Origin of the sequence: Geodermatophilus ruber, from assembly GCF_900114385.1 — a bacterium.
Classification (GTDB): Bacteria; Actinomycetota; Actinomycetes; order Mycobacteriales; family Geodermatophilaceae; genus Geodermatophilus; species Geodermatophilus ruber.
On the sequence record NZ_FOSW01000009.1, the window covers coordinates 148,258 to 172,874 of the forward strand.

Sequence of the window (24,617 nt, forward strand, 5' to 3'; positions counted from 1 at the left end):
CCCCGGTCCACGTCGTCGGGCCGGGGCTGCTGCACGTGTCAGACGCCGACCTGCCGCGGGGAGGTGCTGAACACCTGCCGCCGGACCTGCGCGACGGCCCGGCCCGCGAAGAGGACGGCGACGACCGGCCCGAGCACCTTCCAGACCGTCGCGGCGTCCCAGGCGAGCGGGAGCACCCCGAGGACGACGACGATCAGCGCGGTGTTCGCGAGGGTGTGCGCCAGCGGGCTGCCGGCGGGCGTGCGCTCCTGCATGAGGTCAGTGTCACCCCGGGGTTTCCCTCGCCGGCGCCACGAAGCCGCGGGCCGGACGCGGGTGTGGCGAGGGTCACCCCCGTGCGGGTGACAGCTCCGCCAGCAGGGCCCGCACGCGCCGCTCGATCTCGTCGCGGATCGGGCGGACGGCGTCGACCCCCTTGCCCGCCGGGTCGGCCAGGGGCCAGTCCAGGTAGCGCTTCCCGGGGTAGACCGGGCAGGCGTCGCCGCAGCCCATCGTGATGACGACGTCGGAGGTCGCCACGGCGTCCGTGGTCAGGACCCTCGGCTGCTGGTCGCCGATGTCGATGCCGACCTCGGCCATCGCCTCGACCGCGGCGGGGTTCACCCGATCGGCGGGCAGCGAGCCGGCCGAGCGCACCTCGACCGCGTCCCCCGCGAGGGAGCGCAGCCAGCCGGCCGCCATCTGGGAGCGGCCGGCGTTGTGCACGCAGACGAACAGCACGCTGGGTCGATCGCTCATCGGAGGACCTCCTCGGCGGGGAACCAGCGGCGCCGTGCCGCCAGTGCGACGTGGACCAGCGCGACCAGGACCGGGACCTCGATCAGCGGGCCGACGACGCCGGCCAGCGCCTGGCCGCTGGTGACGCCGAAGGTGCCGATGGCGACGGCGATGGCCAGCTCGAAGTTGTTGCCGGCGGCGGTGAACGCGAGCGTGGCGGTCTTCGCGTAGCCCAGCTGCAGCCGCCGGCCGAGCAGGAACGAGCCGCCGAACATGAGGGCGAAGTAGGCCAGCAGCGGGACGGCGATGCGGGCGACGTCCCAGGGCCGGGAGGTGATCGCGCCCCCCTGCAGGGCGAAGAGCATGACGATGGTGAACAGCAGCCCGTAGAGGGCGACCGGGCCGATGCGCGGCAGGAACCGGCCCTCGTACCAGTCGCGGCCCTGCGCCCGCTCGCCGAGCGTGCGGGTCAGGAAGCCGGCCAGCAGCGGGATGCCGAGGAAGACCAGCACCGAGCCGGCGATCGCCCACACGCTGAAGTCCGTCGACGTGGTCGACAGCCCCAGCCAGCCCGGCAGCACCTGCAGGTAGAACCAGCCCAGCGCGGCGAAGGCGAGGATCTGGAAGACCGAGTTGATCGCGACCAGCACCACGGCGGCCTCGCGGTCGCCGCAGGACAGGTCGTTCCAGATCAGCACCATCGCGATGCAGCGGGCCAGGCCGACGATGATCAACCCGGTCCGGTACTCGGGCTGGCCGGGCAGCAGCAGCCAGGCGAGGGCGAACATCAGCGCCGGCCCGACCAGCCAGTTGAGCACCACGCTGGCGACCATCAGCGTGCGGTCGCCGGTGACCCGGTCCAGTTCGGAGTACCGGACCTTCGCCAGCACCGGGTACATCATCAGGACCAGCCCGATCGCGATCGGCAGGCTGACGTTGCCGATCTCCACCGCCGACAGCGCGTCGTCCAGGCCGGGCACCAGCCGGCCCAGCAGCAGGCCCGCTGCCATGGCCGCGACGATCCAGACGGGCAGCAGCCGGTCGAGGGTGGACAGCCGCTGCAGGACGGGTGCCTCGGCGCCGGCGACCCCGGTCTCGCGGACGGCGTCGCTCACGCGAGCGCCGGCATCTCGAAGAGGTTCGCGACGGCGGTCAGCGCCTCGCGCCGCACCGCGTAGTAGACCCATACGCCGCGCTTCTCCCGGTCGAGCAGGCCGGCGGAGTGCAGCACCTTGAGGTGGTGGCTGATGGTCGCCTGGGTCAGGTCGAAGGCGTCGTTCAGGTCGCAGACGCAGGCCTCCCCGGTGGCGCTGGAGGCGATCAGGCTGACCAGCCGCAGCCGCACCGGGTCGGCGAGCGCCTTGAGCAGGGGAGCGACCCGCTCGGCCTGCTCCGCGGACATCGCCGTGCCGGTCAGCGGCGTGCAGCACGCCAGGCCGGGGTCGCTCATCGTCGTCTCCTCGGGTGCGGACATCGGTGCAGATCATAACGACAGCCATCGTATTGACAAGCATCGATGTCTTGTGGTGGGTTCGTGGCCATCGACGCCCGTCGATGTCTGACAGCCAGAGCCCAGGAGGCCCACCATGTCCCGCGTCCAGCTCGCCCTCCGCGTCGCCGACCTCGACGCCGCCGTCGACTTCTACGCCCGGCTGTTCGGCGCCGTCCCGGCCAAGCGCCGCCCCGGCTACGCGAACTTCGCCCTCGCCGAGCCGCCGTTGAAGCTGGTCCTGCTGGAGGGCGCGCCCGGCGAGGCCACCCGCATGGACCACCTCGGCGTCGAGGTGGGCTCCCCCGAGGAGGTCGGCGCGGCCACCGCGCGACTGGCCGATGCCGGCCTGGCCACCCGCGTCGAGGAGAACACCACCTGCTGCTACGCCGTCCAGGACAAGGTCTGGGTGACCGGGCCGGGCGGGGAGCCGTGGGAGGTCTACGCGGTCACCGGTGACGACCGTCCCGAGCTGGAGGGGGAGAAGGCGCTCGAGCGTTCAGCGGTCGGCGGCGACGGCGGCTGCTGCGCCTCCTGAGCGCCCCGAGTGCTACGAACGCCGAGTTCGCAGGGCACGACGACAGCGAGGGGGTGCCGTGGATCTCGACGAGGTCGCCGACGAGCTCTACGAGGTGCCGCCCGAGGAGTTCACCGCCCTCCGCAAGCAGCGCCAGGACGACGCCCGCGCCGAAGGCGACCGGGCGCTGGCCAGGGCGGTGGGCGGACTGCCCAAGCCCTCGACGGCGGCGTGGGTCTGCAACCTGCTCGTGCGGGAGCACCGCGACGAGATCGCGTCCCTCGTCGAGCTCGGCGGCCTGCTCCGGGAGGCGCAGGAGAACCTGGCCGGGGACCAGCTGCGGGCGCTCAACCGCCAGCGCTCCCAGCTGCTGGCCGCCCTCGTCCGGCAGGCCGCGGCCCTGGCCCGCGAGCGCGACCACCGCGTGAGCAGCTCCGTCGAGGCCCAGGTGGAGGACACGCTGCGCGCCGCGCTGGCCGACCGCGAGGCCGGCGAGGCGCTGCTCACCGGCCGGCTCACCTCGCCGATGTCCTACAGCGGCCTGGGGACGACGGGCGCGCGGCCGGTCCTGCGGCTGGTCCCCCCGCCGCAGCCGGAGAGGACGGCGCCAGCCACCCGGCGCGGCACGGGCGCGGCCGAGCGCCGGCGGCGTCGGGAGGAGGAGGCCCGGCGGGTCGCGGAGGAGGAGGCCCGGCGGGTCGCGGAGGAGGAGCGGCAGCGTCGGCTCGAGGACGCCCGGCGCGCGGCCGAGGAGGCCACCGCGGTCGCTGCGGAGACCCGGGCCTCGGCGGAGGAGGAGCGGCACCGGGTCGACGACCTCGATGCCCGCCGGGCCGACCTCCAGGCGCGGGTCGGGGAGCTGGCCGACGAGCTGGCCCGCGCGGAGCACGAGGCCGCCGAGGTGGCCGAGGAGCTCCAGCGCGCCGAGCGGCACCGCCGTACCGCCGAGCGGCGGGCCGGCGAGGCGGTCGCCGCCCGCGACCGCGCCGTCGCCGCACTGCGCGCGCTGGAGGAGGGATGAGCCGGATTCCCTTGCCCGCCGGGGGACCGGGGCCGACACTCTCGCACGACCGCAGTCGGCGAGGAGATCACGTGCGCGAAGCCCAGGAACCGGCGACCGAGGGCACCCCGGCCGACCACGCCCGCAGCGGCGCCGACGTCGCCGAGGCGATCGAGGCCGCCGAGCGGGGCAGCTCCGTGCAGGAGGTGCACGACCGGGGGACGGAGGCGGCGCCCGGCTCGGCGCCGGTGGAGCAGGCGGCGGGCGACCCGGAGATGACCGAGGGCCAGGTCGTGCTCGGGGAGGGTGCCGCGAGCGGGAGCGCCGGCTCCGGGCCGGCCGCGCCCGAAGGGGTCTCCGGCGGGCGGCAGTCGGTGCAGGGAGCCCGCGCGTCGGACCGCGCCGCCGCCGAGCCGGAGGAGGACCCGGCGTAGGGGACCCGGCGGCCGGCGCGGCCCTCGACGTGCGGCGGTGCGGTGCTCAGCTGTTGCTCCACAGCTCCACCCGCACGGTGGGCCGGGCGCGGTCCCGCGGGGCCCGGCCGGCCAGCAGCGCGCTGGTCGCCTCCGGCGTGGTGAGGAACCGCTGCAGCGCCGTCGCCGCGGGGACCGCCCGCCCCTCGCCGGGCACCCCGCTCCACCACATCCCGGTCACCGGCGTGCCCTCCACCGCCAGCCGCACCAGCACCCCGGAGCGCAGGTCGTCACGGACGGCGTGGCCCAGGGCGAGCAGCACGCCGGCGCCGGCGCGGGCCGCGGCCAGCGCGGCCGCCTCGCTGGGCAGCCGCTGCACGTCCAGGGACCTACCCGCCCGCCCCCGCTCCGCGCGCTCGGCCCAGCGCCGCTCCTCGGTGCCCGGCTCCCACCCGGCGGGCCCGGTCAGGCAGGGGTGCCGGCCCAGTGCCGCCACGCTCAGCCGGCCCCGCCCGGCCAGCGGGTGGCCGGGAGCGGCCACGACCAGCCGCTGGTAGCGCAGGAACGGCACCGCCGCGATCGCCTGCCCCGGTGCCGGGACCGGCCGGGCGCCGAGCACGACGTCGGCCGCGTCCTCGGCCAGCGCGGCGGAGGTCGCCGCGGCCGGCCCGACGGCGAGGTCCAGCTCGGTGCGCGGCGCCCGCCGCGTGAAGGCCTCGAGCAGCGTGCCGGCGACGTGCTCGGCGCAGGCCGCGGTGGCCAGCACGCGCAGCCGCCGGGTGGTCGCGGCCTGGGTCACCTCGCGCCGGGTGCGGTCGGCCATCCGGACCAGCTCCCGGGCCCGCGCGGCCAGCGCCCGCCCGCCCTCGGTCAGCTCGATCCCGCCGGCCGCGCGCCGGAACAGCGGGTCGCCGAGGTCGGCCCGCAGCGCCGCCATCGCCGCCGAGACCGCCGGCTCGCTCACCCCCAGGGCGGCCGCCGCCGCCCGCAGGGAACCCAGCTCGGCCACCAGCGCGAACGTGCGCAGCTGGGTGAACGTCACGGTGTCCCGCCCTGATAAGGGGTTGCTTATCGGGATGTTGACGGAGGTCGGGCGCAGGGACAAGCTCCTGCGCCACCAGGGGCCCCGGCGTCGCGGCCCCCATGCCGGAGGAGTCACCGTGCAGGTACCGGCCCCCTTCGAGTACGCGCGGGCGACCAGCGTCGCCGACGCGCTGGAGCTGCTGGAACGGCACGGGCCGGAGGCCCGCGTCCTCGCCGGCGGGCACAGCCTGCTCCCGATGATGAAGCTGCGGCTGGCCCGGCCCGACTGGCTCATCGACCTGGGCGACCTCGCCGAGCTGCGCCACCTCATCCGGGACGGCGACTGGCTGCGGGTCGGCGCGCTCACCACGCACGCCGACCTGCTCGCCTCCGCGCAGGTCGGGCGGCTGCTGCCGATCGTGCACGACGCGGAGCGGGTGATCGCCGACCCCGTCGTCCGCAACCGCGGCACGATCGGCGGCTCGCTGGGCCAGGCCGACCCGGCCGAGGACCTCAGCACCGTCTGCGACGTGCTGCGCGCCCGGGTGGTCATCACCGGCCGGGCCGGCGAGCGGGTGATCGGGATGGAGGAGTTCCACCGCGGCCCCTACGAGACCGCCTGCGAGCAGCACGAGCTGATCACCGAGGTCCGCTTCCCGGTCCGGCCGCGCTCGGGCAGCGCCTACGAGAAGGTCGAGCGCCGCGTCGGGGACTGGGCGGTCGCCGCCGCCGGGGCCGCGCTCGTCCTCGCCGACGACGGCACGATCGCCGACGCGAGCATCGGGCTGACCGCCCTGGGGCTCTCGGGCCTGGCCACCGACGCCGCCGCGGTGCTGCTCGGCACCCACCCCAGCGAGGAGGTGTTCGCCGAGGCGGGCCGGCTGGCCGCCGCGGCCAGCTCCCCGGTCGAGGACCAGCGCGGCCCGGTCGACTACAAGCGTCACCTCGCCGAGGAGCTCACCCGCCGGGTGCTCCGTTCCGCCGCCGAGCGCGCCGGCGCCGGTGCCCTCACCGCCGTCCAGGGAGGCTGAGCATGCAGGTCACCATGACCGTCAACGGGGCCGAGGTCACCCGCGACGTCGAACCCCGGTTGCTGCTCGTGCACTTCCTGCGCGACACCCTGGGCCTGACCGGCACCCACTGGGGCTGCGACACCAGCAACTGCGGCACCTGCGTCGTCCTCGTCGACGGCGTCCCGGTGAAGTCGTGCACCGCGCTGGCGGCCATGACCTCCGGGCACGAGGTGCGCACCGTCGAGGGGCTGGCCGACGGCGCCGCGCTCGACCCGGTCCAGCAGGGCTTCATGGAGGAGCACGGCCTGCAGTGCGGGTTCTGCACCCCCGGGATGATGCTGACCGCCCGGGCGCTGCTGGACCGCAACCCCGATCCCGACGAGGCCGAGATCCGCGAGGCGATCTCCGGTCAGATCTGCCGCTGCACCGGCTACGCGACGATCGTCCGCGCCGTCCGCTGGGCGGCCGCCCACCCCGCCACCGAGGAGGTGCGGGCGTGACCGCGGTGGAGCACCGGCCGGCCAACCCGGCCGCGACGTCGGCCGACCGGCCGATCGGTTTCGGCCGCATCCAGCGCAAGGAGGACCCGCGCTTCGTCCGCGGGAAGGGCCGCTACGTCGACGACATCGTGCTGCCCGGCATGCTGCACGGCGCGATCCTGCGCTCCCCGGTGGCGCACGCCCGGCTGGTCTCGGTCGACACCACCGAGGCGCTGGCCCATCCGAAGGTGCACGCGGTGATCACCGGCAGGGACCTCGAGGGGCTGAACCTGGCGTGGGCACCGACGCTGTCGGCCGACGTCCAGGCCGTGCTGGCCACCGACAAGGTGCGCTTCCAGGGGCAGGAGGTCGCCTTCGTCGTGGCCGAGGACCGGTACGCGGCCCGCGACGCCCTCGAGCTCATCGATGTGGAGTACGAGGAGCTCCCGCCGGTGATCGACGCCCGCCGCGCCCTCGACCCCGGCGCCCCGGTCATCCGCGACGACCTCGCCGGCCGCACCGACAACCACGTCTTCGACTGGGAGGCCGGGGACGCCGCCGAGACCGACGCGGTCTTCGCCGCCGCCGAGGTCGTGGTCGCCCAGGAGGTCGTCTATCCCCGGGTGCACCCGGCGCCGATGGAGACCTGCGGGGCCCTCGCCGACTACGACCCGGTCGACGGCACGCTCACCCTCTACGAGACCACCCAGGCCCCGCACGCGCACCGCACCCTGTTCGCGATGGTCGCCGGCATCCCCGAGCACAAGATCCGGGTGATCAGCCCGGACATCGGTGGCGGCTTCGGCAACAAGGTCGGCATCTACCCGGGCTACATCCTGGCCGTCGTCGGCTCGATCGTGACCGGCCGGCCGGTGAAGTGGATGGAGGACCGGTCGGAGAACCTGATGTCCACCTCGTTCGCCCGGGACTACATCATGCGGGGCGAGATCGCGGCGACCCGCGAGGGCCGCATCCTCGCCGTCCGCACGCACGTGCTCGCCGACCACGGCGCGTTCAACGCCACCGCCCAGCCGACCAAGTACCCCGCCGGGTTCTTCTCCATCTTCACCGGCAGCTACGACCTGCAGGCCGCGCACTGCGCGGTCACCGGCGTCTACACCAACAAGGCGCCCGGCGGCGTGGCCTACGCCTGCTCGTTCCGGGTCACCGAGGCGGTCTACCTGGTGGAGCGGATGGTGGACGTCCTCGCCGCCGAGCTGGGGATGGACCCGGCCGAGCTGCGGCTGCGCAACTTCATCCGGCCCGAGCAGTTCCCCTACCGGAACAAGACCGGCTGGGAGTACGACTCCGGCGACTACGAGCCGGCGATGCGCAAGGCGCTGGAGATGGCCGGCTACGACGAGCTGCGCCGCGAGCAGGCCGAGAAGCGGGCCCGGGGCGAGCTGATGGGCATCGGGGTCTCGTTCTTCACCGAGACCGTGGGCGCGGGCCCCCGCAAGCACATGGACATCCTCGGGCTGGGCATGAACGACGGCGCCGAGGTGCGGGTGCACCCCACCGGCAAGGCCGTCGTCCGGCTGTCGGTGCAGACCCAGGGGCAGGGCCACGAGACGACGTTCGCGCAGATCCTCGCCGAGGAGCTGGGCATCCCACCCGAGGACATCGACGTCGTCCACGGCGACACCGACCGGACGCCGTTCGGCCTGGGCACCTACGGCAGCCGCTCCACCCCGGTCAGCGGGGGAGCGGTGGCCCTGGCCGCCCGGAAGGTGCGCGACAAGGCGCGGGCGATCGCCGCGGCGATGCTCGAGACCCGGCCCGAGGACCTCGAGTGGGAGAAGGGCCGCTGGTACGTGCAGGGCGATCCCTCGGCCGGGCGGACGATCGCCGAGATCGCCCTCGGCGCGCACGGCACGGTCGCGCTGCCCGAGGGGGTCGACGGCAACCTCGACGCCGAGGTCACCTACGACCCGCCGAACCTCACCTTCCCGTTCGGCGCCTACGTCTGCGTGGTCGACGTCGACCGGGGCACCGGAAAGGTCCGCGTGCGCCGGTTCGTCGCGGTCGACGACTGCGGCACCCGCATCAACCCGATGATCATCGAGGGGCAGGTGCACGGCGGGCTGGCCGACGGCGTGGGCATGGCGCTGATGGAGTTCATCGGCTTCGACGAGCAGGGCAACTGCCTGGGCGGCTCGTTCATGGACTACCTGATCCCCACCGCGATGGAGGTCCCCGACTGGGAGACCGGCCACACCGTGACGCCCTCGCCGCACCACCCGATCGGCGCCAAGGGCATCGGGGAGTCGGCGACGGTGGGCTCGCCGCCGGCGGTGGTCAACGCCGTGGTCGACGCGCTGGCGCCCCTCGGCGTCCGGCACATGGACATGCCGTGCACCCCCGCCCGCGTCTGGGCGGCCATGCAGGGCCGCGCGACCCCGCCGATCTGAGGCCTGCGGAGTGGATTCGTCGGGGTTACGCCCACGGATCCACTCCGCACGGAAGGAGAGAGATGACCGTCGCCGAACGGGCCGAGGAGCTCGTGCGCTCGCGGGTGCCGTTCGTGCACGCCACCGTCGTGCGGGCGCAGCGGCCGGCCAGCGCGCACGCCGGCGACACCGCCGTCATCCGCTCCGACGGGGTCATCGACGGCTTCGTGGGCGGCACGTGCGCCGAGTCGTCGGTGCGGGAGTACGGCCTGATGGCGCTGTCGACCCGGGAGCCGCTGCTGCTCCGGATCGTCCCCGGGGAGCAGGTGCCGCAGGCGTCGGAGGAGGGCGCGGTCACCGTCGCCAACCCGTGCCTGTCCGGCGGCTCGGTGGAGATCTTCCTCGAGCCGCGGGTGCCCGCCCCGCGGATGCTGGTCGTGGGGGACAGCCCGATCGCCGAGGCGCTGGGCGCGCTCGGGGGTCCGCTCGGGTTCGCCGTCGAGCGCGTCGCGGGGGAGGACGCCGCCCCCTCGGCGGACGATGCCGCGCTGGTGGTGGCCTCGCACGGGCAGGGCGAGGAGCCCGCGCTGACCGCGGCGCTGCGGCTGGGCGTGCCCTACGTCGGGCTGATCGCCAGCCGGATCCGCGGCGCCGCGGTGCTGGCCGCCCTCGACGTGACCGACGAGCAGCGCTCCCGGGTGCGCAGCCCGGCCGGGCTGGACATCGGGGCGCGCACCGCGGGGGAGATCGCGCTGTCGGTGCTCGCGCAGCTCGTCGCCGAGCGGCGGGCTGCCGAGCGTCGTCCACCCCCACCCGCCCGCGCGGTCGACCCGGTGTGCGGCATGACCGTCGCCGCGGTCGGCGCCACCCCGCACGTGACCCTCGACGGGGTGAGTACCTGGTTCTGCGGCCCGGGCTGCCGCACCGCCTTCCTCGCCGACCCGGCCGGCCATGCCCCCGCCTCCTGACCCGGCTCCCGAGGGTCGAAATGGCCATTTCGGCCGTCCCGGGGCAGCGCGGGTGGGGGCGGAGGAGGAGGTCCGGGAGCGGGTGCCCGACGTCGAGACCCTGGCCGCCGCGCTCGACGCCGTCGATTACCTGGCCGACCCGGGGCTGGCGACGGCGCTGTTCCTGGCCGTGCGGCTGCCGCAGCCGCTGCTGCTGGAGGGTGAGCCCGGGGTGGGCAAGACCGAGGCGGCCAAGGCGCTGGCCCGGGTGCTGGACACCCCGCTGTACCGGCTGCAGTGCTTCGAGGGCATCGACGCCGCCGAGGCGCTCTACGAGTGGAACCACCCGCGCCAGCTGCTGGGCATCCGGCTGGCCGAGGCGTCGGGCGCGCCGCTGGCCGAGGACGACCTCTTCGGCCCGGAGTACCTGCTGCGGCGGCCGCTGCTGCAGGCGATCGAGCACCCCGGGCCGCGGCCGGCGGTGCTGCTGCTCGACGAGATCGACCGGGCCGACGCGGAGTTCGAGGCGTTCACCTTCGAGGTGCTGGCCGAGGCGGCGGTCACCGTGCCGGAGCTGGGCACCCTGCGGGCGGCCCACCCGCCGGTCGTCGTCCTCACCTCCAACCGCACCCGGGATCTGCACGACGCGCTCACCCGCCGCTGCCTCTACCACTGGATCGACCACCCCTCGCGGGAGACGGTGGCCGAGATCGTCCGCCGCCGGGTGCCCGGCAGCGCCCAGCCGCTGGCCCTGGCCGCGGCCGCCGCGCTCACCCGGCTGCGCTCGTTGGACCTGGTCAAGCCGCCGGGCATCGCCGAGGCGATCGACTGGGTGGCCGCCCTCGCCGTGCTGGGCGTGGACCGGCTCGAACCCGCCGCGGTCCAGGCGACATGGGGGTCGCTGCTGAAGAACCGGGACGACCAGGAGCTCGCGCGGACCCGCGGCGCCGCCTGGGTGGCCGCCGGTGGCTGAGCCGCCCGCCGTCGCACCGGGGCCGCTGGCGGTCGGGCTCACCACGGCGCTGCACCGGGCCGGCCTGCCGACCACCCCCCAGCGGACCGCCCGCCTGGCGCGGGCCCTGCAGCTGGTGCTCCCGGTCGACCGGACCGCGCTGTACTGGACCTGCCGGGTCGCCCTGGTCACCGACCACGCGCAGCTGCCGGTTTTCGACGCGGTCTTCTCCGCCGTCTTCGACGGTCGCCTCGACCCCGCCGACCGTCGCGGCGACCCCACCGCACCCCCGTCGGCCGGGGCGCGACCCCGGGTGCGCCCGTCGCCGCCGGACCACCGGCCGCCCCCCGGAGCGGGGGAGCAGCGGGCGATCGGCCTGCCGGGGGCGGAGGACGGCGAGGAGGGGCAGCGGGACGTCGTCCTCGCCGCCGCCTCGACCGAGGAGCGGCTGCGGCACACCTCCTTCGCCGAGCTCACCGACGAGGAGCTGGCCGGCCTGCGCGAGCTGGTCCGCCGGCTGGTGCTGAGCACACCGCAGCGGCGCAGTCGGCGCACCCGGCCCACCCGCCGCCGTGCCGACCGGCTCGACCTGCGCCGCACCGTGCGGGCCGCCCAGCGCTCCGGCGGCGATCCGGTGCGGCTGGTCGCGGCCACCCGGCGGACGCAGCCGCGGCGGCTGGTGCTGCTCTGCGACGTCTCCGGGTCGATGGAGCCGTACACGCGGGTGTATCTGTCGCTGCTGCAGGGCGCCGTCGCCGTGGCGCGGGCGGAGGCGTTCGTCTTCTCCACCCGGCTGACCCGGCTCACCCGCCAGCTCGCCGTCCGGGACCCCGACCAGGCCCTGGCCCGGGCGGGGGCGACCGGGCCGGACTGGGCCGGCGGCACCCGGCTGGCCGAGGGGATCGGCGGCTTCGTCGCCGGCCACGGCCGCCGTGGCCTGGCCCGCGGCGCCGTGGTGGTCGTGCTCTCCGACGGCTGGGCGACCGACGACCCGGAGGACGTCGCGGCGGCGATGCGGCGGCTGCGCCGGCTGGCGCACCGGATCGTGTGGGTGAACCCCCGCAAGGCCGCCCCGGGCTACGCCCCGCTGGTGGGCGGGATGGCGGCGGCGCTGCCGCTGGTCGACGCGTTCGTCAGCGGCCACAGCCTGGCCGCGCTCGAGCAGCTGGCCGCGGCCGTCGCCGAGCCGTGAGCATCGGCGGCTGGCAGCCCGACGCGCCGATGATCTCGATGGCTCGGGGCGGGCTCAGCCCATCGTCTTCTGGCCGTCCAGGGACTCCCGCAGGATGTCGGCGTGCCCGGCGTGCTGGGCGGTCTCGGCGATGATGTGCAGCAGGGTCCGCCGCGCCGACCAGCGCGCGCCCGGCTCGAACCACGGTGCCTCGGGCAGCGGGTGCTCGGCGTCGAGGTCGGGCAGCGCGGCGACCAGTTCGTCGGTGTGCCGGGCGACCTCGTCGTAGGACATCAGCACGTCGGCCAGGGTCTCGCCCGGCTCCAGCCGCCACTCGCGCGCCCACGCCTCCGGGGTCCAGCCGCCGCTCATCGCCTCCGGCCCGCCCTCGATGAACCGGGTCCACGACGCCTCGGTGCTGGCGACGTGCTTGATCAGCCCGGCCAGGCTCAGCTCGCTGACCGTCGTCCGCCGGGTGGCCTGCTCGTCGGTCAGGTCCCGGACGGTGAACCGCAGGAAGGAGCGGTGCCGGTCGAGGCTCTCCAGGAGATCGGCGCGCTCGCGGGACAGGGTCGTCGTGGCGGTGGACATGTCCTGGCCTTCCGGTCGGGAGCTGCGGGCTGCCCACGCTAGGCGGGACGGCGCGGCGATGGTCGGGCTCGGACGCTCCGGTGTGCGCGGCGTCCCATCCTCCCGTGCACTGTCTGTCACACTCCGTCATCCCCGCAGGTCAGGCGGGCAAGAGCTGGAGTGAGGAATCATGCGTCGATGGTCGGTTGTGGGTGCCGCGCTGTGCGTGCTGGCAGCGGGATGCTCCGGGGAGGCCGGCGACCCGGCGGAGGAGGCGGCCGCCTCGGGTGAGGGCTGGACGGTGCTGGTCTACTCCATCGCCGACACCGACCTCGAGCCCTACCTGCTCGCCGACCTGACCGAGTTCGCCGGGGTGGGCTCCAACGAGAACCTGCAGATCGCGGCCATGGTCGACCGCGCCGCGGACTACAGCACCGACCCGCTGCTGGGCCTCGACGACTGGGTGGGCGCCAAGTACCTGTCCCTCGGGCAGGGCGAGGTCACCGAGCTGGCCGACCTCGGCGAGGTGGACACCGGGGACCCCGCCGCGCTCAGCGACTTCATCGCCCAGGGCATCGCCGACCACCCCGCCGAGAACTACGCCCTGGTCATCTCCGACCACGGCGCCTCCTGGCCCGGGGTGGGCGGTGACGAGTCGGCCGGCCACAGCACGTTGACCCTCGACGAGCTGCGCAGCGGGATCGGCGAGGGCCTGGCCGAGGCCGGCGTCGAGAAGCTGGACCTGCTCGGCTTCGACGCCTGCCTGATGGCCACCTACGAGACGGCCAGCGCCATGGCGCCGCTCGCCGACCGGATGATCGCCTCCCAGGAGCTCGAGCCCGGCCACGGCTGGGACTACGGCGCCTTCCAGGTGCTGGCCGACGACCCGGCCACCGACGTCGACACCCTGGGCGCCGCCATCGTCGACGGCTACCAGGCCCAGGCCGAGGCCGAGGGCACCGGCGCCGACATCACCCTGTCGATGCTCGACCTCGGGCAGATGGGCGCCGTCGACGAGGCGCTGGCCACCTTCAGCGCCGCGCTCACCGACCGGGTCGCCGACGTCGCGCCGGTCGTCGGCCGGGAGCGGGAGACGGTCCTCGGCTTCGGGCGGGACGCCGATCCCACCGTGGACACGCACATGGCTGACCTCGGGCTGCTCGCCTCCGAGATCGGCGTCGAGGCGCTCGACGTGTCCGACGAGGCCGACGCGCTGGTCACCGCGATCAACGACGCCGTCGTCCACGAGGTCACCGGGCCGGCCGCACTGGGCGCCAGCGGGCTGTCCATCTACTTCCCGCCGACCGAGGAGCTGCTGGACCCCGACTACGCCTCGGTGGAGAGCGCGCAGGCGTGGGGCGCCTTCCTGGCCAGCTACTACGACGCGGGCGACGCGATCCCCGCCGAGGAGCAGCCGGAGTTCCAGAACGCCGGCGGCCAGGCCGAGGTCTTCTTCGACCAGGACGGGCTCAACCTGGTCGGCACGTTCGACCTGGCCGCTGCGGACAACCTGGCCACGGCGACGATCGGCTACGGGCAGGTCGCCGCGGACGGCTCGGTGGTGTTCTTCGGCGAGGAGCCCGCGGAGATCGCCGACGACGGCTCCGGCATCGCGCTGGGCATCTACGACCTGACCACGATGACCATCAGCGACGGCGAGGACACCTCCTACGCCTACCTCACCCTGAACTATGACGACGAGGCGGAGGTCGCGACGATCGACGTGCCGCTGGCCTACTACGCGCCGGGTGCGGACGACTACGAGGACGTCATCCTGTCGATCACCTTCGACCCGGAGAGCGGCGACGTCCTCAACGAGACGTACTACGGCTACAACCCGCAGGCCGGGACCTTCGGCGAGCTGTACGCCGACCCGACGGGGCTCATCGTGCCCAAGCTGCTCGTCGTCGCGCCGGACGGCACCGCGTCGTGGGAGCCGGCCTCCGACATCGGCCTGTACGCCGACCTGCCGTCCCTGCAGTACGACTTCGAGCCGCTGCCCTCGGGCACCGAGCTGTACGCCGAGCTGACCGTCGCCGACTTCGGTGGCAACAGCGACTCGGTCTGGGCGCAGGTGGTCGTGCCCTGAGCCGAGCTGCCGCCGCCCCGGCCGGACCGGGGCGGCGGCGAGCCGGGCTCACTAGCGTGCGGTCATGACCGGGAGCAGCGAGCGGGTCGCGATCGTCACCGGGTCGGAGTCGGGCATCGGCCGGGCCGTCGCCGTGGCCCTGGCCGAGCAGGGCTGCGACGTCGGCATCACCTGGTACCGCGCGCCGGCCGCCGCGGAGGCCACCGCGGCGGAGGTGCGCGGGCTCGGCCGGCGGGCCGAGGTGCGCCACCTCGACCTCACCCGGCTGCCCGGGGCGGCCGACGTCGTGGACGACCTCGCCGACGCGCTCGGGGGCGTCGACGTCCTGGTCAACGACGCCGGCACCGGCCACCGGACCCCGCTGCTCGACCTGGACCTGGCCACCTGGCGGCAGGTGCTCGCCATCGACCTCGACGGCGCCTTCCTCTGCCTGCAGCGCGCCGCCCGGCGCATGGTCGCGGCCGGCCGTGGCGGGCGGATCGTGAACATCACCAGCGTGCACGAGCACCAGCCCCGGGTCGGCGCGGCGGCCTACTGCGCCGCGAAGGGCGGGCTGGGGCTGCTCACCCGCGTCGCGGCGCTGGAGCTCGCCGAGCACGGCATCACCGTGAACGCCGTCGCGCCCGGGGAGATCGCCACGCCCATGACCGGGCAGGAGGACGAGGACCCCACTGCACCCGGCCACGAGCGCCCCGGCATCCCGCTGCGCCGTCCCGGCGACGCCCGGGAGGTCGCCGCCGTCGTCGCCTTCCTCGCCTCGCCGGGGGCCGGCTACGTCACCGGCGCCTCCTGGCCGGTGGACGGCGGGATGCTGCAGATGGGCCCGATGGCCGGCTCCCACCTGACCTCGGACGCCTGGCGCCGCCCCTGACCGCCAGGAGAGATGCCATGGCGACCTCCGCGCCCGTCGTCCCGGCACCGTGCCACCGGGCCCGGCGGAGCGGACAGGGTCGACGGGGCCCGGCCGAGGGGATGCCGGGCTCAGGTCACCGGCGGCTGGCCTTGTGCCGGTAGAGGTCGGTGTCGGCGCGTCGGAGGAGGTCGGCCAGGGTGTCCCCGGGCGCGGCCGCCGCCGTGCCGGCCGACCAGGACGCCGGATGGCTGGCCCGCAGCCGGGCGACGAGCTCCTGGGTGCGGGCAGCATCGGTGCCGGGCAGGCACAGGACGAACTCGTCGCCGCCGTACCGGCCGAGCAGGTCGGCGGTGCGCAGCTCGCTGCTCCAGGCCCCGGCCAGCGACTGCAGCAGCGCGTCGCCGGCGCCGTGCCCGTCCTCGTCGTTGACGGTCTTGAACCCGTCCAGGTCGAGGAGGACGACGGTCAGCGGCTCGCCGCTGCGCGCCGCGTGGGCCAGGCTCCGCTCGGCGCCGGCCTCCCACGCGCGGCGGTTGGCCAGCCCGGTCAGCGGGTCGGTGCCCGCGGCCCGGTGCAGGGTCGCCGAGATGCGGGTCTGCGCCTCGACGAGGGCGGCGACGGTGACGACGTTGGTCAGCCAGGGCAGCGCGATGCCGGAGGGCGCCGCGGCGAGGGCTCCCGCGGTGGTGACCGCGAGCAGGTAGACCGCGTGCGCCCGGGCCGCCGGGCGCGGCAGGTAGTGGGCGGTGTAGACGGCCAGCGCGACCATCGAGGGGCCCAGCCCGACCACGCCCACCGCGGTCACCGACCGCCAGGCCAGCAGGGCGATGAGGGTGGCCATCGTCGCGACCGCCACGTGGACCGCGCCGGTGCTGAGGCGCTGCCGGCGCAGCCACAGCAGTGCCGCACCGCCGCAGCCGATGACGGCCAGCACCCAGAGCAGGCCGACGGGGGTCTCGGGCGTGAGCGGGTTCAGCGCACCGAGCAGGCACAGCGTGCCGCTGACGGCGTACAGCAACGACAGCAACGGCGTTCCCGCCGGCCGGTCCGCGTGCATGAGGTCCCTCCCCCCGTTCGTCCCCGCGAGCATCGGTCGTCCCGGTGACGTTCTGGAGCGCTCCGCGACGACCTGCCCCCATGGGGGGAGGGCCGGTGACGCCGATCGGGGGAACGCCGGCGGGGGACGGTCACGCTCCGGTGAGCTCCGTCGGCACGGTGATGACGTCGACCATCGCGCCGCGCCGATACACCGTCACCGGCAGCGACCGCCCGATCGCGTCGGCGAACAGCAGCCGCTGCAGGCTCTGCGCCTCCGCGACCGGGCGCCGGCCGGCCTCGAGCACCAGGTCGCCGGCCTTGAGGCCGGCGCGGTCGGCGGGGGAGCCGGGGACGACGTCGACGATCCGCAGCCCGCGCCGGCGGCCGGTCCGCGCGGCCAGCGGAGCCGGCAGCGGCGCGGGCGAGCTGACCAGGCCCAGGTAGGCCCGGCGCACCCGGCCGGCGGAGACCAGCGCGGCGACGATGCGGCGGGTCGTGTCGTTGATCGGCACGGCCAGTCCGAGGCCCCAGCCGGCGACGGCGGTGCTGATGCCGACGACGCGCCCGGCGGAGTCGGCCAGCGCCCCGCCGGAGTTGCCGGGGTTGAGCGCGGCGTCGGTCTGGATCACGTCCTCGACCACCCGGGCCGTGCGGCCGTCGCGGGTCGGCAGCGACCGGCCCAGGCCGCTGACCACGCCGGCGGTGACCGAGCCGGCCAGGCCCAGCGGGTTGCCGACGGCGACGACGAGCTGGCCGACGCGCAGCTCGGCCGCGTCGCCGAGCACCGCCGGCGGCGGGATGACGCCGCGGGCCCGGACGACCGCGAGGTCCGACAGCGGGTCGGCGCCGACGACGTCGACGTCGGCCTCGCTGCCGTCGCTGAACACCGCGAGGCCGGAACGGGCCCGGCCCACCACGTGGGCGTTGGTGAGCAGCAGCCCCTCTCCGGGGACGACGACCGCCGAGCCGGCGCCGTGGCCGGCAGGCCCGCTCACCTCGAGGGCGGCCACGTGCGGGCCGAGGTCGGCGGCGACGGCGGTGACGATGCGCGAGTAGGCGTCCAGCGCGGTACCGGAGAGGGAGTCGGAGTCGGGTGCCATGGCGGAGCCTCCTGATTACGTGCTTACAGCTCCCAGTCAACGCCGTCCGGGCGCTCCGCGGCAGCGGTCGCGCTGTGGGCGAACATCGCGATACTGACCCGATGACGGTCTCGGTAGCCGCCCGCCGGGAATCGGCGGTGCGGGCATGGGGGCAGGTGCGGGCGCGGCTGGCCGAGGACGCCGTCGCGGCCCTCGGGACGGCGGACGCCGATGCGTTCCTGCACAGGGTGGACCTCGCCCTGCTCGACGTGCACGAGCCGCTGGCCGCGCTCTACGGGGACCGGGCGGACGAGCTGTTCGATCGGGCGCTGCGGATCGCGCTGGCCGCCGCGACCGAGCGCCCGGAGGAGCTGCGCCGGCTGGACCGGCGCCGCGAGATCGACCCCGGCTGGTTCCAGCGGACCCGGATGCAGGGCTACGTCTGCTACGTCGACCGCTTCTGCGGGACCCTCGACCGGCTGCCGGAGCACCTGGACTACCTGGCCGAGCTCGGCACCAGCTACCTGCACCTCATGCCGCTGCTGGCGCCCCGGCCGGGCGAGAACGACGGCGGCTACGCGGTCGCCGACTACCGCGCGGTCGACCCCCGGCTGGGCACCATGGCCGACCTCGAGCGGGTGGCGGCGGCGCTGCACGAGCGGGACATGAGCCTGTGCATCGACCTGGTGCTCAACCACACCGCGCGGGAGCACACCTGGGCGCAGGGCTGGCTGGCCGGTGACCCCGCGTACGCCGGCTTCTACACCGCCTTCCCCGACCGGACGATGCCCGACGCCTACGACGCGACCATCCCGGAGGTCTTCCCCGACCGCGCGCCCGGCTCGTTCAGCTGGGTGCCGGAGGCCTGCGGCGGCGCCGGCGGCTGGGTGTGGACCACGTTCTGGCCCTACCAGTGGGACCTGGACTACACGAACCCGGCGGTCACCCTGGCCATGCTGGAGGAGATCACCTGGCTGGCCAACCGCGGCGTCGACGTGTTCCGGATGGACGCCGTCCCGTTCATGTGGAAGCGGCTGGGCACCAGCTGCCAGAACCAGCCCGAGGCGCACACGCTGCTGCAGCTGCTGCACGCCCTCACCCGCCTCGCCGCCCCGGGGGTGATCTTCAAGGCCGAGGCGATCGTGGCCCCCGACGACCTGGTCCCCTACCTCGGCGGGCACGAGCGGTACCGGCCCGAGTGCGAGCTGGCCTATCACAACTCGCTGATGGTGCTGCTGTGGAGCAGCCTGGCCACCGGGGAGGCCCGGCTGGCCCGCACGGCGCTGGCCCGCATGCGGCCGATCCCGCCGACCGCCTCCTGGGTCACCTACGTGCGGGGGCACGACGACATCGGCTGGGCGATCACCGACACCGACGCCGGCGCGGTGGGCGTCAGCGGCTTCGGGCACCGACGGTTCCTCAACGACTTCTACGCCGGCCGGCTCCCCGACTCCTTCGCCCGCGGTGCGCTGTTCCAGGAGAACGAGGCCACCGGCGACGCCCGCGTCTCCGGCACGGCGGCCTCGCTGTGCGGCATCGAGGACGCCCTGGACCGGGGCGACGACGCGGCGCTGGAGGCCGGGATCCGCCGCCTGGTGCTGCTGTACTCGGTCGCCTGCTCCTTCGGCGGGATCCCGCTGCTGTACATGGGCGACGAGCTCGCGCTGCGCAACGACGCCGGGTACCTGGCCGACCCGGCGCGGGCGCCGGACAACCGGTGGATGCACCGGCCGCCGATGGACTGGGCCGCGGCCGCCCGCCGGCACGACCCGGCGACGCTGGAGGGCCGGGTCTTCGCCGCGGTGCGCCGGCTGGGGGAGGTGCGTCGCTCGCTGCTGGCGCTGCGCGGCGGCACGGAGGCGGAGCTGCTCGACGCCGGGAACGACGCGGTCCTCGTCTGGCGGCGCCGGCACCCGCGCAGCGGCACCTTCATCGGGGTGGCCAACGTCGGCCCCGGGCCGCAGGAGGTCGACGCCGACACGGTCACCGGCTACGGGACGTTCGCGCAGGTGCACGGCAGCGACGGCCCGCTGCACGTTCGGGACGGCCGGCTGCGGGTGCCGGGCCTCGGGTTCGCCTGGTTCGCCGAGCCGTGAGCCGGACCGCGGTGCCCCGCCCTGCAGCGGAGGCGGCCGTCGGCGTCACCCTCGGCGTGGAGGAGGAGTTCCACCTCGTCGACCCGGAGACCTTCGCGCTGTCCGGGAACCCCGACCTCGACGCGGCGCTCCGCGCGGGCACCGCGGGTCAGCACCTCAAGTCCGAGATCACCACCAGCCAGCTGGAGACGGCGACCGGCGTCTGCACCACGCTCGCGCAGCTGCGCGCGGAGCTCGTCGCCACCCGGGCCGAGGCGGCCGGCGCGGCGGCCCGGGCCGGGCTTGCGGTCCTGGCCGCCTCCACGCACCCGTTCGACTCCTGGCGGGGGCAGCAGGTGACGCCTGCTGCGCGGTACGAGGCGATGGTGCGGCGGTGGGGTGGGCTCGCGCTCCAGCAGGACATCTGCGGGTGCCACGTGCACGTGGGCGTCCCGGACCTGCAGACCGCGGTGGCCGTCATGGACCGTGCCCGGCCCTACCTGCCGGTGCTGCTGGCGATGACCGGGAGCTCGCCCTTCCACGACGGCATCGACACCGGGTACGACAGCTTCCGCACGCTGCACTGGTCGCGCTGGCCGAACGCCGGACCGCCGGAGCTGCTCGGCGACGCCGCCCGGTTCCGGGAGCTCGTCGACGGGCTGGTCGCCGCCGGGGTGATCGCCGACGGCTCGCACCTCTACTGGGACGTGCGCCCGTCGGCCCGGCTGCCGACCCTGGAGTTCCGGCTCGGTGACGTGTGCACCAGCCTCGACGACGCCGTCCTGCACGCCGCGCTGGTCCGGTCCCTGGTCCGCGTGCTCGCCGGCCGCGCGCAGCGGGGTGAGCCGTTCCCCGACCCGCGGCCGGAGCTGCTGCGCGCCGCGCGGTGGCGGGCCGCCCGCGACGGCCTCGGGGGCGCGCTGTTCGACCCCGCGCGCGGCGTGCTGGTCGGCGCGCGCGCAGCGGTCCGCGGCCTGCTCACCGAGCTGGACGAGGACCTGCGCGCCCACGGCGAGCAGGAGGAGGTCGCCGAGCTGGTCGGCCGGCTCTGGCGGCGGGGCACCTCGGCCGCCCGGCAGCGCCGCGTCTGGCGGCGCACCGGGGACGCCCGCGCCGTGGCGGCCGCGCTCGTCCGCGAGGGCGGCGGCTGACCCGCGCGTGGCCCGCGGCCCGGCGGGTACCGGCAGGGGCATGAGCGACGAGCGCCCCCTGGCCCTCGTGACCGGCGCCTCCAGCGGGATCGGCCTGGAGCTGGCCCGGCAGTTCGCCGACGCGGGCTTCGACCTGATCGTCAACGCCGAGGATGCCGGGCTGACCGCCGCGGCCGAACAGCTGCGCGCCGAGGGCGCCGCCGTCCGGGCGGTGCAGGCCGACCTCCGGACCCTCGCGGGCGTCGAGGCCCTCTGGGCCGCGGTGCAGGCCGCCGGCCGCCCGGTCACGGCCGCCGCCCTCGACGCCGGGGTCGGCAAGGGTGGGCCGTTCCTGGAGAACGACATCGAGGAGGAGATGGACGTCATCTGCCTCGACATCGTCTCGACCGTGCGCCTGACCAAGCTGCTGCTGCGGGACATGGTGGCCCGCAACGAGGGCCGGCTGCTCATCACCTCGTCGATCGCCGCGACGATGCCCGGCCCGTATCAGGCGGTCTACAACGCCTCCAAGTCGTTCCTGCAGTCCTTCGCCGAGGCGCTGGTGGAGGAACTGGACGACACCGCGGTCGCCGTCACCTCGCTGATGCCCGGGCCCACCGGCACCCACTTCTTCGAGCGCGCCGGCATTCAGGGCACGAGGATCGGCGCCGGCCCCAAGGACGACCCCGCCCAGGTGGCGCGGCAGGGCTTCGAGGCGCTCATGGCCGGCAAGGAGAAGGTGGTGGCCGGCTCGCTCACGACCAAGGCGCAGGAGCTGGCCACTACCGTCCTGCCGGACCGGCTGAAGGCCATGGTGCACCGGCAGATGGCCGAGCCCGGCTCGGCAGGCGACCGATGACCGGCCACCACGAGCTCGCCCGGCCACTGCGGAGCCCCGCCGACCTCGATCCGTTGCTGGAACGGATCGGCGACGCGGGGATCGTCGCGATCGGGGAGGCCAGCCACGGCACGCACGAGTACTACGCCTGGCGGGCAGCGTTGACCCGCCGCCTGATCGAGGAGCGCGGCTTCGGCTTCGTCGCCGTCGAGGGCGACTGGCCCGACTGCTACCGGGTGAACCGCAGCGTCAAGCTGCGCGACGGTGCGCACGAGGACCCGCGCGACGCGCTCGACTCCTTCGACCGCTGGCCGACCTGGATGTGGGCGAACGACGACGTCGTCGACTTCTGCCGCTGGCTGCGCGGGTTCAACGTCGAGCGGCCCGAGGCCGAACGGGTCGGCTTCTACGGCCTGGACGTCTACAGCCTCTGGGAGTCGATGCACGAGCTGATCGGCTGGCTCCGTGAGCACGAACCCCAGCACGTCCAGCGGGCGATCGAGGCGCTGCGCTGCTTCGAGCCGTTCGGCGAGGACGGCGCCGAGTACGCCTTCGCCACCCGTTTCGCGCCCACCACCTGCGAGCAGGCCGTCATCGACCTGCTGCGCCATCTCGCGGAGGAACGCAGCCGCGGCACGGCCGGAGATCCGGAGGACCGCTTCTCGGCGGAGCAGAACGCTGTCGTGGTGGCCAACGCGGAGCTCTACTACCGCACGATGGTGCAGAGCTCGGCGGAGTCCTGGAACGTCCGTGACGTGCACATGGCCGACACCCTCGACCGGCTGTTCGAGTTCGCAGGGGACAAGGCCGTCGTCTGGGAGCACAACACGCACATCGGCGACGCGCGGGCCACGGACATGGCCGCTGCCGGCATGGTCAACGTCGGCCAGCTGCTGCGCGAGCGGCACGGGACGGACGACGTCGTCCTGGTCGGTTTCGGCGGCTACCGGGGCGGCGTGATCGCGGGGGCGGAGTGGGGGGCGCAGATGGAGCGGCTACCGGTCCCGCCGGCCCGCTCCGGCAGCATCGAGTCGGTTCTGCACGGGCTCCTGGGGGAGGACTCGCTGATCGTCGTCCCGGGGCACGGCGAGGGCCCGGAGTGGCTGCACGGCCGGCTGGACCACCGGGCGATCGGCGTGGTCTACCGCCCCGAGCGCGAGCGGTGGGGGAACTACGTGCCCACCGTCCTGGGGGAGCGGTACGACGCCTTCCTCTACCTCAACGACACCTCGCCGCTGCGGCCGCTGCACCTCGAGCGCCCCGAGGAGCACGTCCCGCCCCTCGCCCACGCCGTGTGAGTGCGCGGGCGGCCCCCTCCGTGGCGTCCCCGAGCGTGCGAGGGGACCCAGGAGGGGGTCCCTTCTCAGGCCGACCGGCGTCGCGTGAGGTCCTCGGTGGCCTGGACCTCGTCCTTCGGGCCGCCGCTCTTGGAGATGGAGAAGTGCGGGCCGAGCTGCTCCAGGGCCAGCCGCCCGTAGACCTGCTGCTGGGTGGCCACGCGCTGGGAGCGGTTGGGGCCGAGGAAGCTGACCACCCAGTGCAGCACCGCGGTGAGCCGGCTGCGGAAGCCGACGATGTACATGAGGTGCACGACCAGCCACAGCACCCAGGCGATGAAGCCCTCGAACTTCAGCTTGCCGATCTCGGCGACGGCGGAGTACCGCGAGATCGTCGCCATCGACCCCTTGTCGAAGTACCGGAACGGGCCCTTTGGCGCCTTGCCCGCCAGCCGGCGCTTGATCGCCTCGGCGGCGTACCTGCCGCCCTGGATGGCCACCTGCGCCACGCCGGGCAGCCGATCCAGGCTCATCATGTCGCCGACCACGTGCACCTCGGGGTGGCCGGGCAGGGTGAGGTCGGGCTGCACCGCGACGCGGCCGGCCCGGTCGATCTCGGCGCCGGACTGCTCGGCGAGCTGCTTGCCCAGCGGGCTGGCCTGGACGCCGGCGGCCCAGATCTTGGTGGCGGCCTGGATCCGGCGGGCCTGTCCGTCGGCGTCCTTGACCTCGATGCCGTCTGCGTCGACGTCGGTGACCATCGCGCCCAGCTGCACCTCGACGCCGATCTTGTTGAGCTGGCGGCGGGCGCGGTCGCCGAGCTTCTCGCCGAAGGACGGGAGCACGGCAGGGGCGGCGTCGAGCAGGATCACCCGCGCCTGGGTGGGGTCGATGGTGCGGAAGTCGCGGCGCAGCGTGCGGTGGGCCAGCTCGGCGATCTGCCCGGCCATCTCCACACCGGTGGGGCCGGCGCCGACGACGACGAAGGTGAGCAGCCGATCGATCTCGGCCGGGTCGGTGGCCAGCTCGGCCAGCTCGAACGCGCCGAAGATCCGGCCGCGCAGCTCCAGGGCGTCGTCGACGCTCTTCATCCCGGGGGCGAACTCGGCGAACCGGTCGTTGCCGAAGTAGGACTGCCCCGCACCCGCGGCCACGACCAGCTCGTCGTAGGGGTGCACCGTGGAGCGGCCCAGGATCGTCGAGGTGACCGTCCGGTTGGCCAGGTCGATGTCGGTGACCTCGCCGAGCACCACCCGGGCGTTCTCCTGGCCGCGCAGCACCTCGCGGGTGGCCGGCGCGATCTCGCCCTCGGACAGGATGCCGGTGGCCACTTGGTACAGCAGCGGCTGGAACAGGTGGTGGCTGGTCTTCCCGATGACGGTGACGTCGACCGGCGCCCGCTTGAGCGCCTTGGCGGTGAACAGCCCGCCGAAGCCGGAACCGATGATGACGACCCTCGGCCGCCCGGACGTGGTGGTTCCGGCGGGGGCGCTCGCAGGTGATGTCGTCATGATGAATGAGTCTCCCACTCCGGCTTTCCCGGGCCCGAGGGGCTCC

Annotated in this window: 24 protein-coding genes; 15 read left to right on the plus strand and 9 right to left on the minus strand. The window is 75.0% G+C overall.

The genetic code is table 11. The annotated features are described in order from the left end of the window. Positions 1–38: 38 nt before the first annotated feature. From BMZ50_RS15500 to BMZ50_RS15515, 4 genes are all read right to left on the minus strand, one after another. Complete coding sequence (locus tag BMZ50_RS15500; RefSeq protein ID WP_091326220.1) at positions 39–254, minus strand: hypothetical protein; 216 nt, start codon at positions 252–254, stop codon at positions 39–41. 73 nt (positions 255–327) lie between these two features. Then, positions 328–738: an arsenate reductase ArsC gene (locus tag BMZ50_RS15505; protein ID WP_091326222.1), complete on the minus strand. Its 411-nt coding sequence runs from the start codon at positions 736–738 to the stop codon at positions 328–330. Beyond that, entirely contained in the window at positions 735–1,832 is a 1,098-nt protein-coding gene (gene arsB, locus BMZ50_RS15510) for an ACR3 family arsenite efflux transporter (RefSeq protein ID WP_091326225.1), read from the minus strand. The genes BMZ50_RS15505 and arsB overlap by 4 nt, the downstream gene beginning before the upstream one ends. Next, a complete protein-coding gene (locus BMZ50_RS15515) occupies positions 1,829–2,191 on the minus strand; it encodes an ArsR/SmtB family transcription factor (protein ID WP_091326227.1) in 363 nt (120 codons plus the stop codon). The genes arsB and BMZ50_RS15515 overlap by 4 nt, the downstream gene beginning before the upstream one ends. A 112-nt stretch (positions 2,192–2,303) precedes the next feature. Between BMZ50_RS15515 and BMZ50_RS15520 the strand changes: the two genes are divergently transcribed. The 3 genes from BMZ50_RS15520 (at position 2,304) to BMZ50_RS15530 (ending at position 4,157) form a co-directional block, all read left to right on the plus strand. After that, positions 2,304–2,744, plus strand: coding sequence for an ArsI/CadI family heavy metal resistance metalloenzyme (locus BMZ50_RS15520; protein WP_091326229.1), 441 nt, complete (start codon positions 2,304–2,306; stop codon positions 2,742–2,744). 58 nt (positions 2,745–2,802) lie between these two features. Further along, positions 2,803–3,744, plus strand: coding sequence for a hypothetical protein (locus tag BMZ50_RS15525; protein WP_091326231.1), 942 nt, complete (start codon positions 2,803–2,805; stop codon positions 3,742–3,744). A 71-nt stretch (positions 3,745–3,815) separates the two neighbouring features. Next, positions 3,816–4,157, plus strand: a complete 342-nt coding sequence (locus BMZ50_RS15530; protein ID WP_091326232.1) for a hypothetical protein — start codon at positions 3,816–3,818, stop codon at positions 4,155–4,157. A 46-nt stretch (positions 4,158–4,203) separates the two neighbouring features. Here BMZ50_RS15530 and BMZ50_RS15535 read toward each other — a convergent pair whose 3' ends face one another. Then, positions 4,204–5,178: a LysR family transcriptional regulator gene (locus BMZ50_RS15535; RefSeq protein WP_177212818.1), complete on the minus strand. Its 975-nt coding sequence runs from the start codon at positions 5,176–5,178 to the stop codon at positions 4,204–4,206. A 118-nt stretch (positions 5,179–5,296) separates the two neighbouring features. Between BMZ50_RS15535 and BMZ50_RS15540 the strand changes: the two genes are divergently transcribed. The 6 genes from BMZ50_RS15540 to BMZ50_RS15565 all read left to right on the plus strand — a co-directional run bounded on the left by BMZ50_RS15540 (position 5,297) and on the right by BMZ50_RS15565 (position 12,132). Next, positions 5,297–6,190: an FAD binding domain-containing protein gene (locus BMZ50_RS15540; RefSeq protein WP_091326395.1), complete on the plus strand. Its 894-nt coding sequence runs from the start codon at positions 5,297–5,299 to the stop codon at positions 6,188–6,190. Between the two features lie 2 nt (positions 6,191–6,192). Further along, complete coding sequence (locus tag BMZ50_RS15545; protein WP_091326235.1) at positions 6,193–6,672, plus strand: (2Fe-2S)-binding protein; 480 nt, start codon at positions 6,193–6,195, stop codon at positions 6,670–6,672. Next, on the plus strand, positions 6,669–9,062 hold the full coding sequence (locus tag BMZ50_RS15550) for an aerobic carbon-monoxide dehydrogenase large subunit (RefSeq protein ID WP_091326237.1): 2,394 nt from the start codon (positions 6,669–6,671) through the stop codon (positions 9,060–9,062). The genes BMZ50_RS15545 and BMZ50_RS15550 overlap by 4 nt, the downstream gene beginning before the upstream one ends. 62 nt (positions 9,063–9,124) lie before the next feature. After that, complete coding sequence (locus BMZ50_RS15555; RefSeq protein WP_091326240.1) at positions 9,125–10,009, plus strand: XdhC family protein; 885 nt, start codon at positions 9,125–9,127, stop codon at positions 10,007–10,009. A 52-nt stretch (positions 10,010–10,061) separates the two neighbouring features. Then, positions 10,062–10,961: an AAA family ATPase gene (locus BMZ50_RS15560; protein ID WP_245753670.1), complete on the plus strand. Its 900-nt coding sequence runs from the start codon at positions 10,062–10,064 to the stop codon at positions 10,959–10,961. Beyond that, the gene (locus BMZ50_RS15565) at positions 10,954–12,132 is read left to right on the plus strand and encodes a vWA domain-containing protein (protein ID WP_091326244.1); all 1,179 of its coding nucleotides are present in this window, start codon (positions 10,954–10,956) and stop codon (positions 12,130–12,132) included. The genes BMZ50_RS15560 and BMZ50_RS15565 overlap by 8 nt, the downstream gene beginning before the upstream one ends. A 54-nt stretch (positions 12,133–12,186) precedes the next feature. Here the strand turns inward: BMZ50_RS15565 and BMZ50_RS15570 are convergent, their stop codons facing one another. Beyond that, entirely contained in the window at positions 12,187–12,702 is a 516-nt protein-coding gene (locus BMZ50_RS15570; protein ID WP_091326246.1) for a DinB family protein, read from the minus strand. 169 nt (positions 12,703–12,871) lie between these two features. Between BMZ50_RS15570 and BMZ50_RS15575 the strand changes: the two genes are divergently transcribed. Beyond that, positions 12,872–14,770: a clostripain-related cysteine peptidase gene (locus tag BMZ50_RS15575; RefSeq protein WP_091326248.1), complete on the plus strand. Its 1,899-nt coding sequence runs from the start codon at positions 12,872–12,874 to the stop codon at positions 14,768–14,770. A gap of 64 nt (positions 14,771–14,834) precedes the next feature. Further along, positions 14,835–15,641, plus strand: a complete 807-nt coding sequence (locus BMZ50_RS15580) for an SDR family oxidoreductase (RefSeq protein ID WP_091326251.1) — start codon at positions 14,835–14,837, stop codon at positions 15,639–15,641. A gap of 115 nt (positions 15,642–15,756) precedes the next feature. Here the strand turns inward: BMZ50_RS15580 and BMZ50_RS15585 are convergent, their stop codons facing one another. Continuing rightward, positions 15,757–16,680, minus strand: coding sequence for a GGDEF domain-containing protein (locus BMZ50_RS15585; RefSeq protein ID WP_143087189.1), 924 nt, complete (start codon positions 16,678–16,680; stop codon positions 15,757–15,759). Positions 16,681–16,810: 130 nt separating this feature from the next. Next, the gene (locus BMZ50_RS15590) at positions 16,811–17,761 is read right to left on the minus strand and encodes a S1C family serine protease (RefSeq protein WP_091326255.1); all 951 of its coding nucleotides are present in this window, start codon (positions 17,759–17,761) and stop codon (positions 16,811–16,813) included. A 101-nt stretch (positions 17,762–17,862) separates the two neighbouring features. Here BMZ50_RS15590 and BMZ50_RS15595 point away from each other — a divergent pair, with 101 nt between their 5' ends. The 4 genes from BMZ50_RS15595 to BMZ50_RS15610 are packed head-to-tail and all read left to right on the plus strand — an operon-like array spanning position 17,863 to position 23,081. Next, complete coding sequence (locus tag BMZ50_RS15595; RefSeq protein WP_245753671.1) at positions 17,863–19,836, plus strand: alpha-amylase family protein; 1,974 nt, start codon at positions 17,863–17,865, stop codon at positions 19,834–19,836. Positions 19,837–19,847: 11 nt separating this feature from the next. Then, a complete protein-coding gene (locus tag BMZ50_RS15600; protein ID WP_177212819.1) occupies positions 19,848–20,966 on the plus strand; it encodes a carboxylate-amine ligase in 1,119 nt (372 codons plus the stop codon). Positions 20,967–21,006: 40 nt separating this feature from the next. Then, complete coding sequence (locus BMZ50_RS15605; RefSeq protein WP_091326262.1) at positions 21,007–21,804, plus strand: SDR family NAD(P)-dependent oxidoreductase; 798 nt, start codon at positions 21,007–21,009, stop codon at positions 21,802–21,804. Then, a complete protein-coding gene (locus BMZ50_RS15610; protein WP_091326264.1) occupies positions 21,801–23,081 on the plus strand; it encodes an erythromycin esterase family protein in 1,281 nt (426 codons plus the stop codon). The genes BMZ50_RS15605 and BMZ50_RS15610 overlap by 4 nt, the downstream gene beginning before the upstream one ends. Before the next feature lie 65 nt (positions 23,082–23,146). Here BMZ50_RS15610 and BMZ50_RS15615 read toward each other — a convergent pair whose 3' ends face one another. Continuing rightward, entirely contained in the window at positions 23,147–24,571 is a 1,425-nt protein-coding gene (locus BMZ50_RS15615; RefSeq protein ID WP_091326267.1) for an NAD(P)/FAD-dependent oxidoreductase, read from the minus strand. Positions 24,572–24,617 lie beyond the last annotated feature (46 nt).

What these genes read in the sequence shown, in the direction of transcription:
- BMZ50_RS15500 (WP_091326220.1), bottom strand. Translation starts at nt 254, where the DNA reads ATGCAGGAGCGCACGCCCGCCGGCAGCCCGCTGGCGCACACCCTCGCG.
- BMZ50_RS15505 (WP_091326222.1), bottom strand. Translation starts at nt 738, where the DNA reads ATGAGCGATCGACCCAGCGTGCTGTTCGTCTGCGTGCACAACGCCGGC.
- BMZ50_RS15515 (WP_091326227.1), bottom strand. Translation starts at nt 2,191, where the DNA reads ATGTCCGCACCCGAGGAGACGACGATGAGCGACCCCGGCCTGGCGTGC.
- BMZ50_RS15520 (WP_091326229.1), top strand. Translation starts at nt 2,304, where the DNA reads ATGTCCCGCGTCCAGCTCGCCCTCCGCGTCGCCGACCTCGACGCCGCC.
- BMZ50_RS15545 (WP_091326235.1), top strand. Translation starts at nt 6,193, where the DNA reads ATGCAGGTCACCATGACCGTCAACGGGGCCGAGGTCACCCGCGACGTC.
- BMZ50_RS15555 (WP_091326240.1), top strand. Translation starts at nt 9,125, where the DNA reads ATGACCGTCGCCGAACGGGCCGAGGAGCTCGTGCGCTCGCGGGTGCCG.
- BMZ50_RS15570 (WP_091326246.1), bottom strand. Translation starts at nt 12,702, where the DNA reads ATGTCCACCGCCACGACGACCCTGTCCCGCGAGCGCGCCGATCTCCTG.
- BMZ50_RS15575 (WP_091326248.1), top strand. Translation starts at nt 12,872, where the DNA reads ATGCGTCGATGGTCGGTTGTGGGTGCCGCGCTGTGCGTGCTGGCAGCG.
- BMZ50_RS15580 (WP_091326251.1), top strand. Translation starts at nt 14,835, where the DNA reads ATGACCGGGAGCAGCGAGCGGGTCGCGATCGTCACCGGGTCGGAGTCG.
- BMZ50_RS15585 (WP_143087189.1), bottom strand. Translation starts at nt 16,680, where the DNA reads ATGCACGCGGACCGGCCGGCGGGAACGCCGTTGCTGTCGTTGCTGTAC.
- BMZ50_RS15590 (WP_091326255.1), bottom strand. Translation starts at nt 17,761, where the DNA reads ATGGCACCCGACTCCGACTCCCTCTCCGGTACCGCGCTGGACGCCTAC.
- BMZ50_RS15595 (WP_245753671.1), top strand. Translation starts at nt 17,863, where the DNA reads ATGACGGTCTCGGTAGCCGCCCGCCGGGAATCGGCGGTGCGGGCATGG.
- BMZ50_RS15605 (WP_091326262.1), top strand. Translation starts at nt 21,007, where the DNA reads ATGAGCGACGAGCGCCCCCTGGCCCTCGTGACCGGCGCCTCCAGCGGG.
- BMZ50_RS15610 (WP_091326264.1), top strand. Translation starts at nt 21,801, where the DNA reads ATGACCGGCCACCACGAGCTCGCCCGGCCACTGCGGAGCCCCGCCGAC.
- BMZ50_RS15615 (WP_091326267.1), bottom strand. Translation starts at nt 24,571, where the DNA reads ATGACGACATCACCTGCGAGCGCCCCCGCCGGAACCACCACGTCCGGG.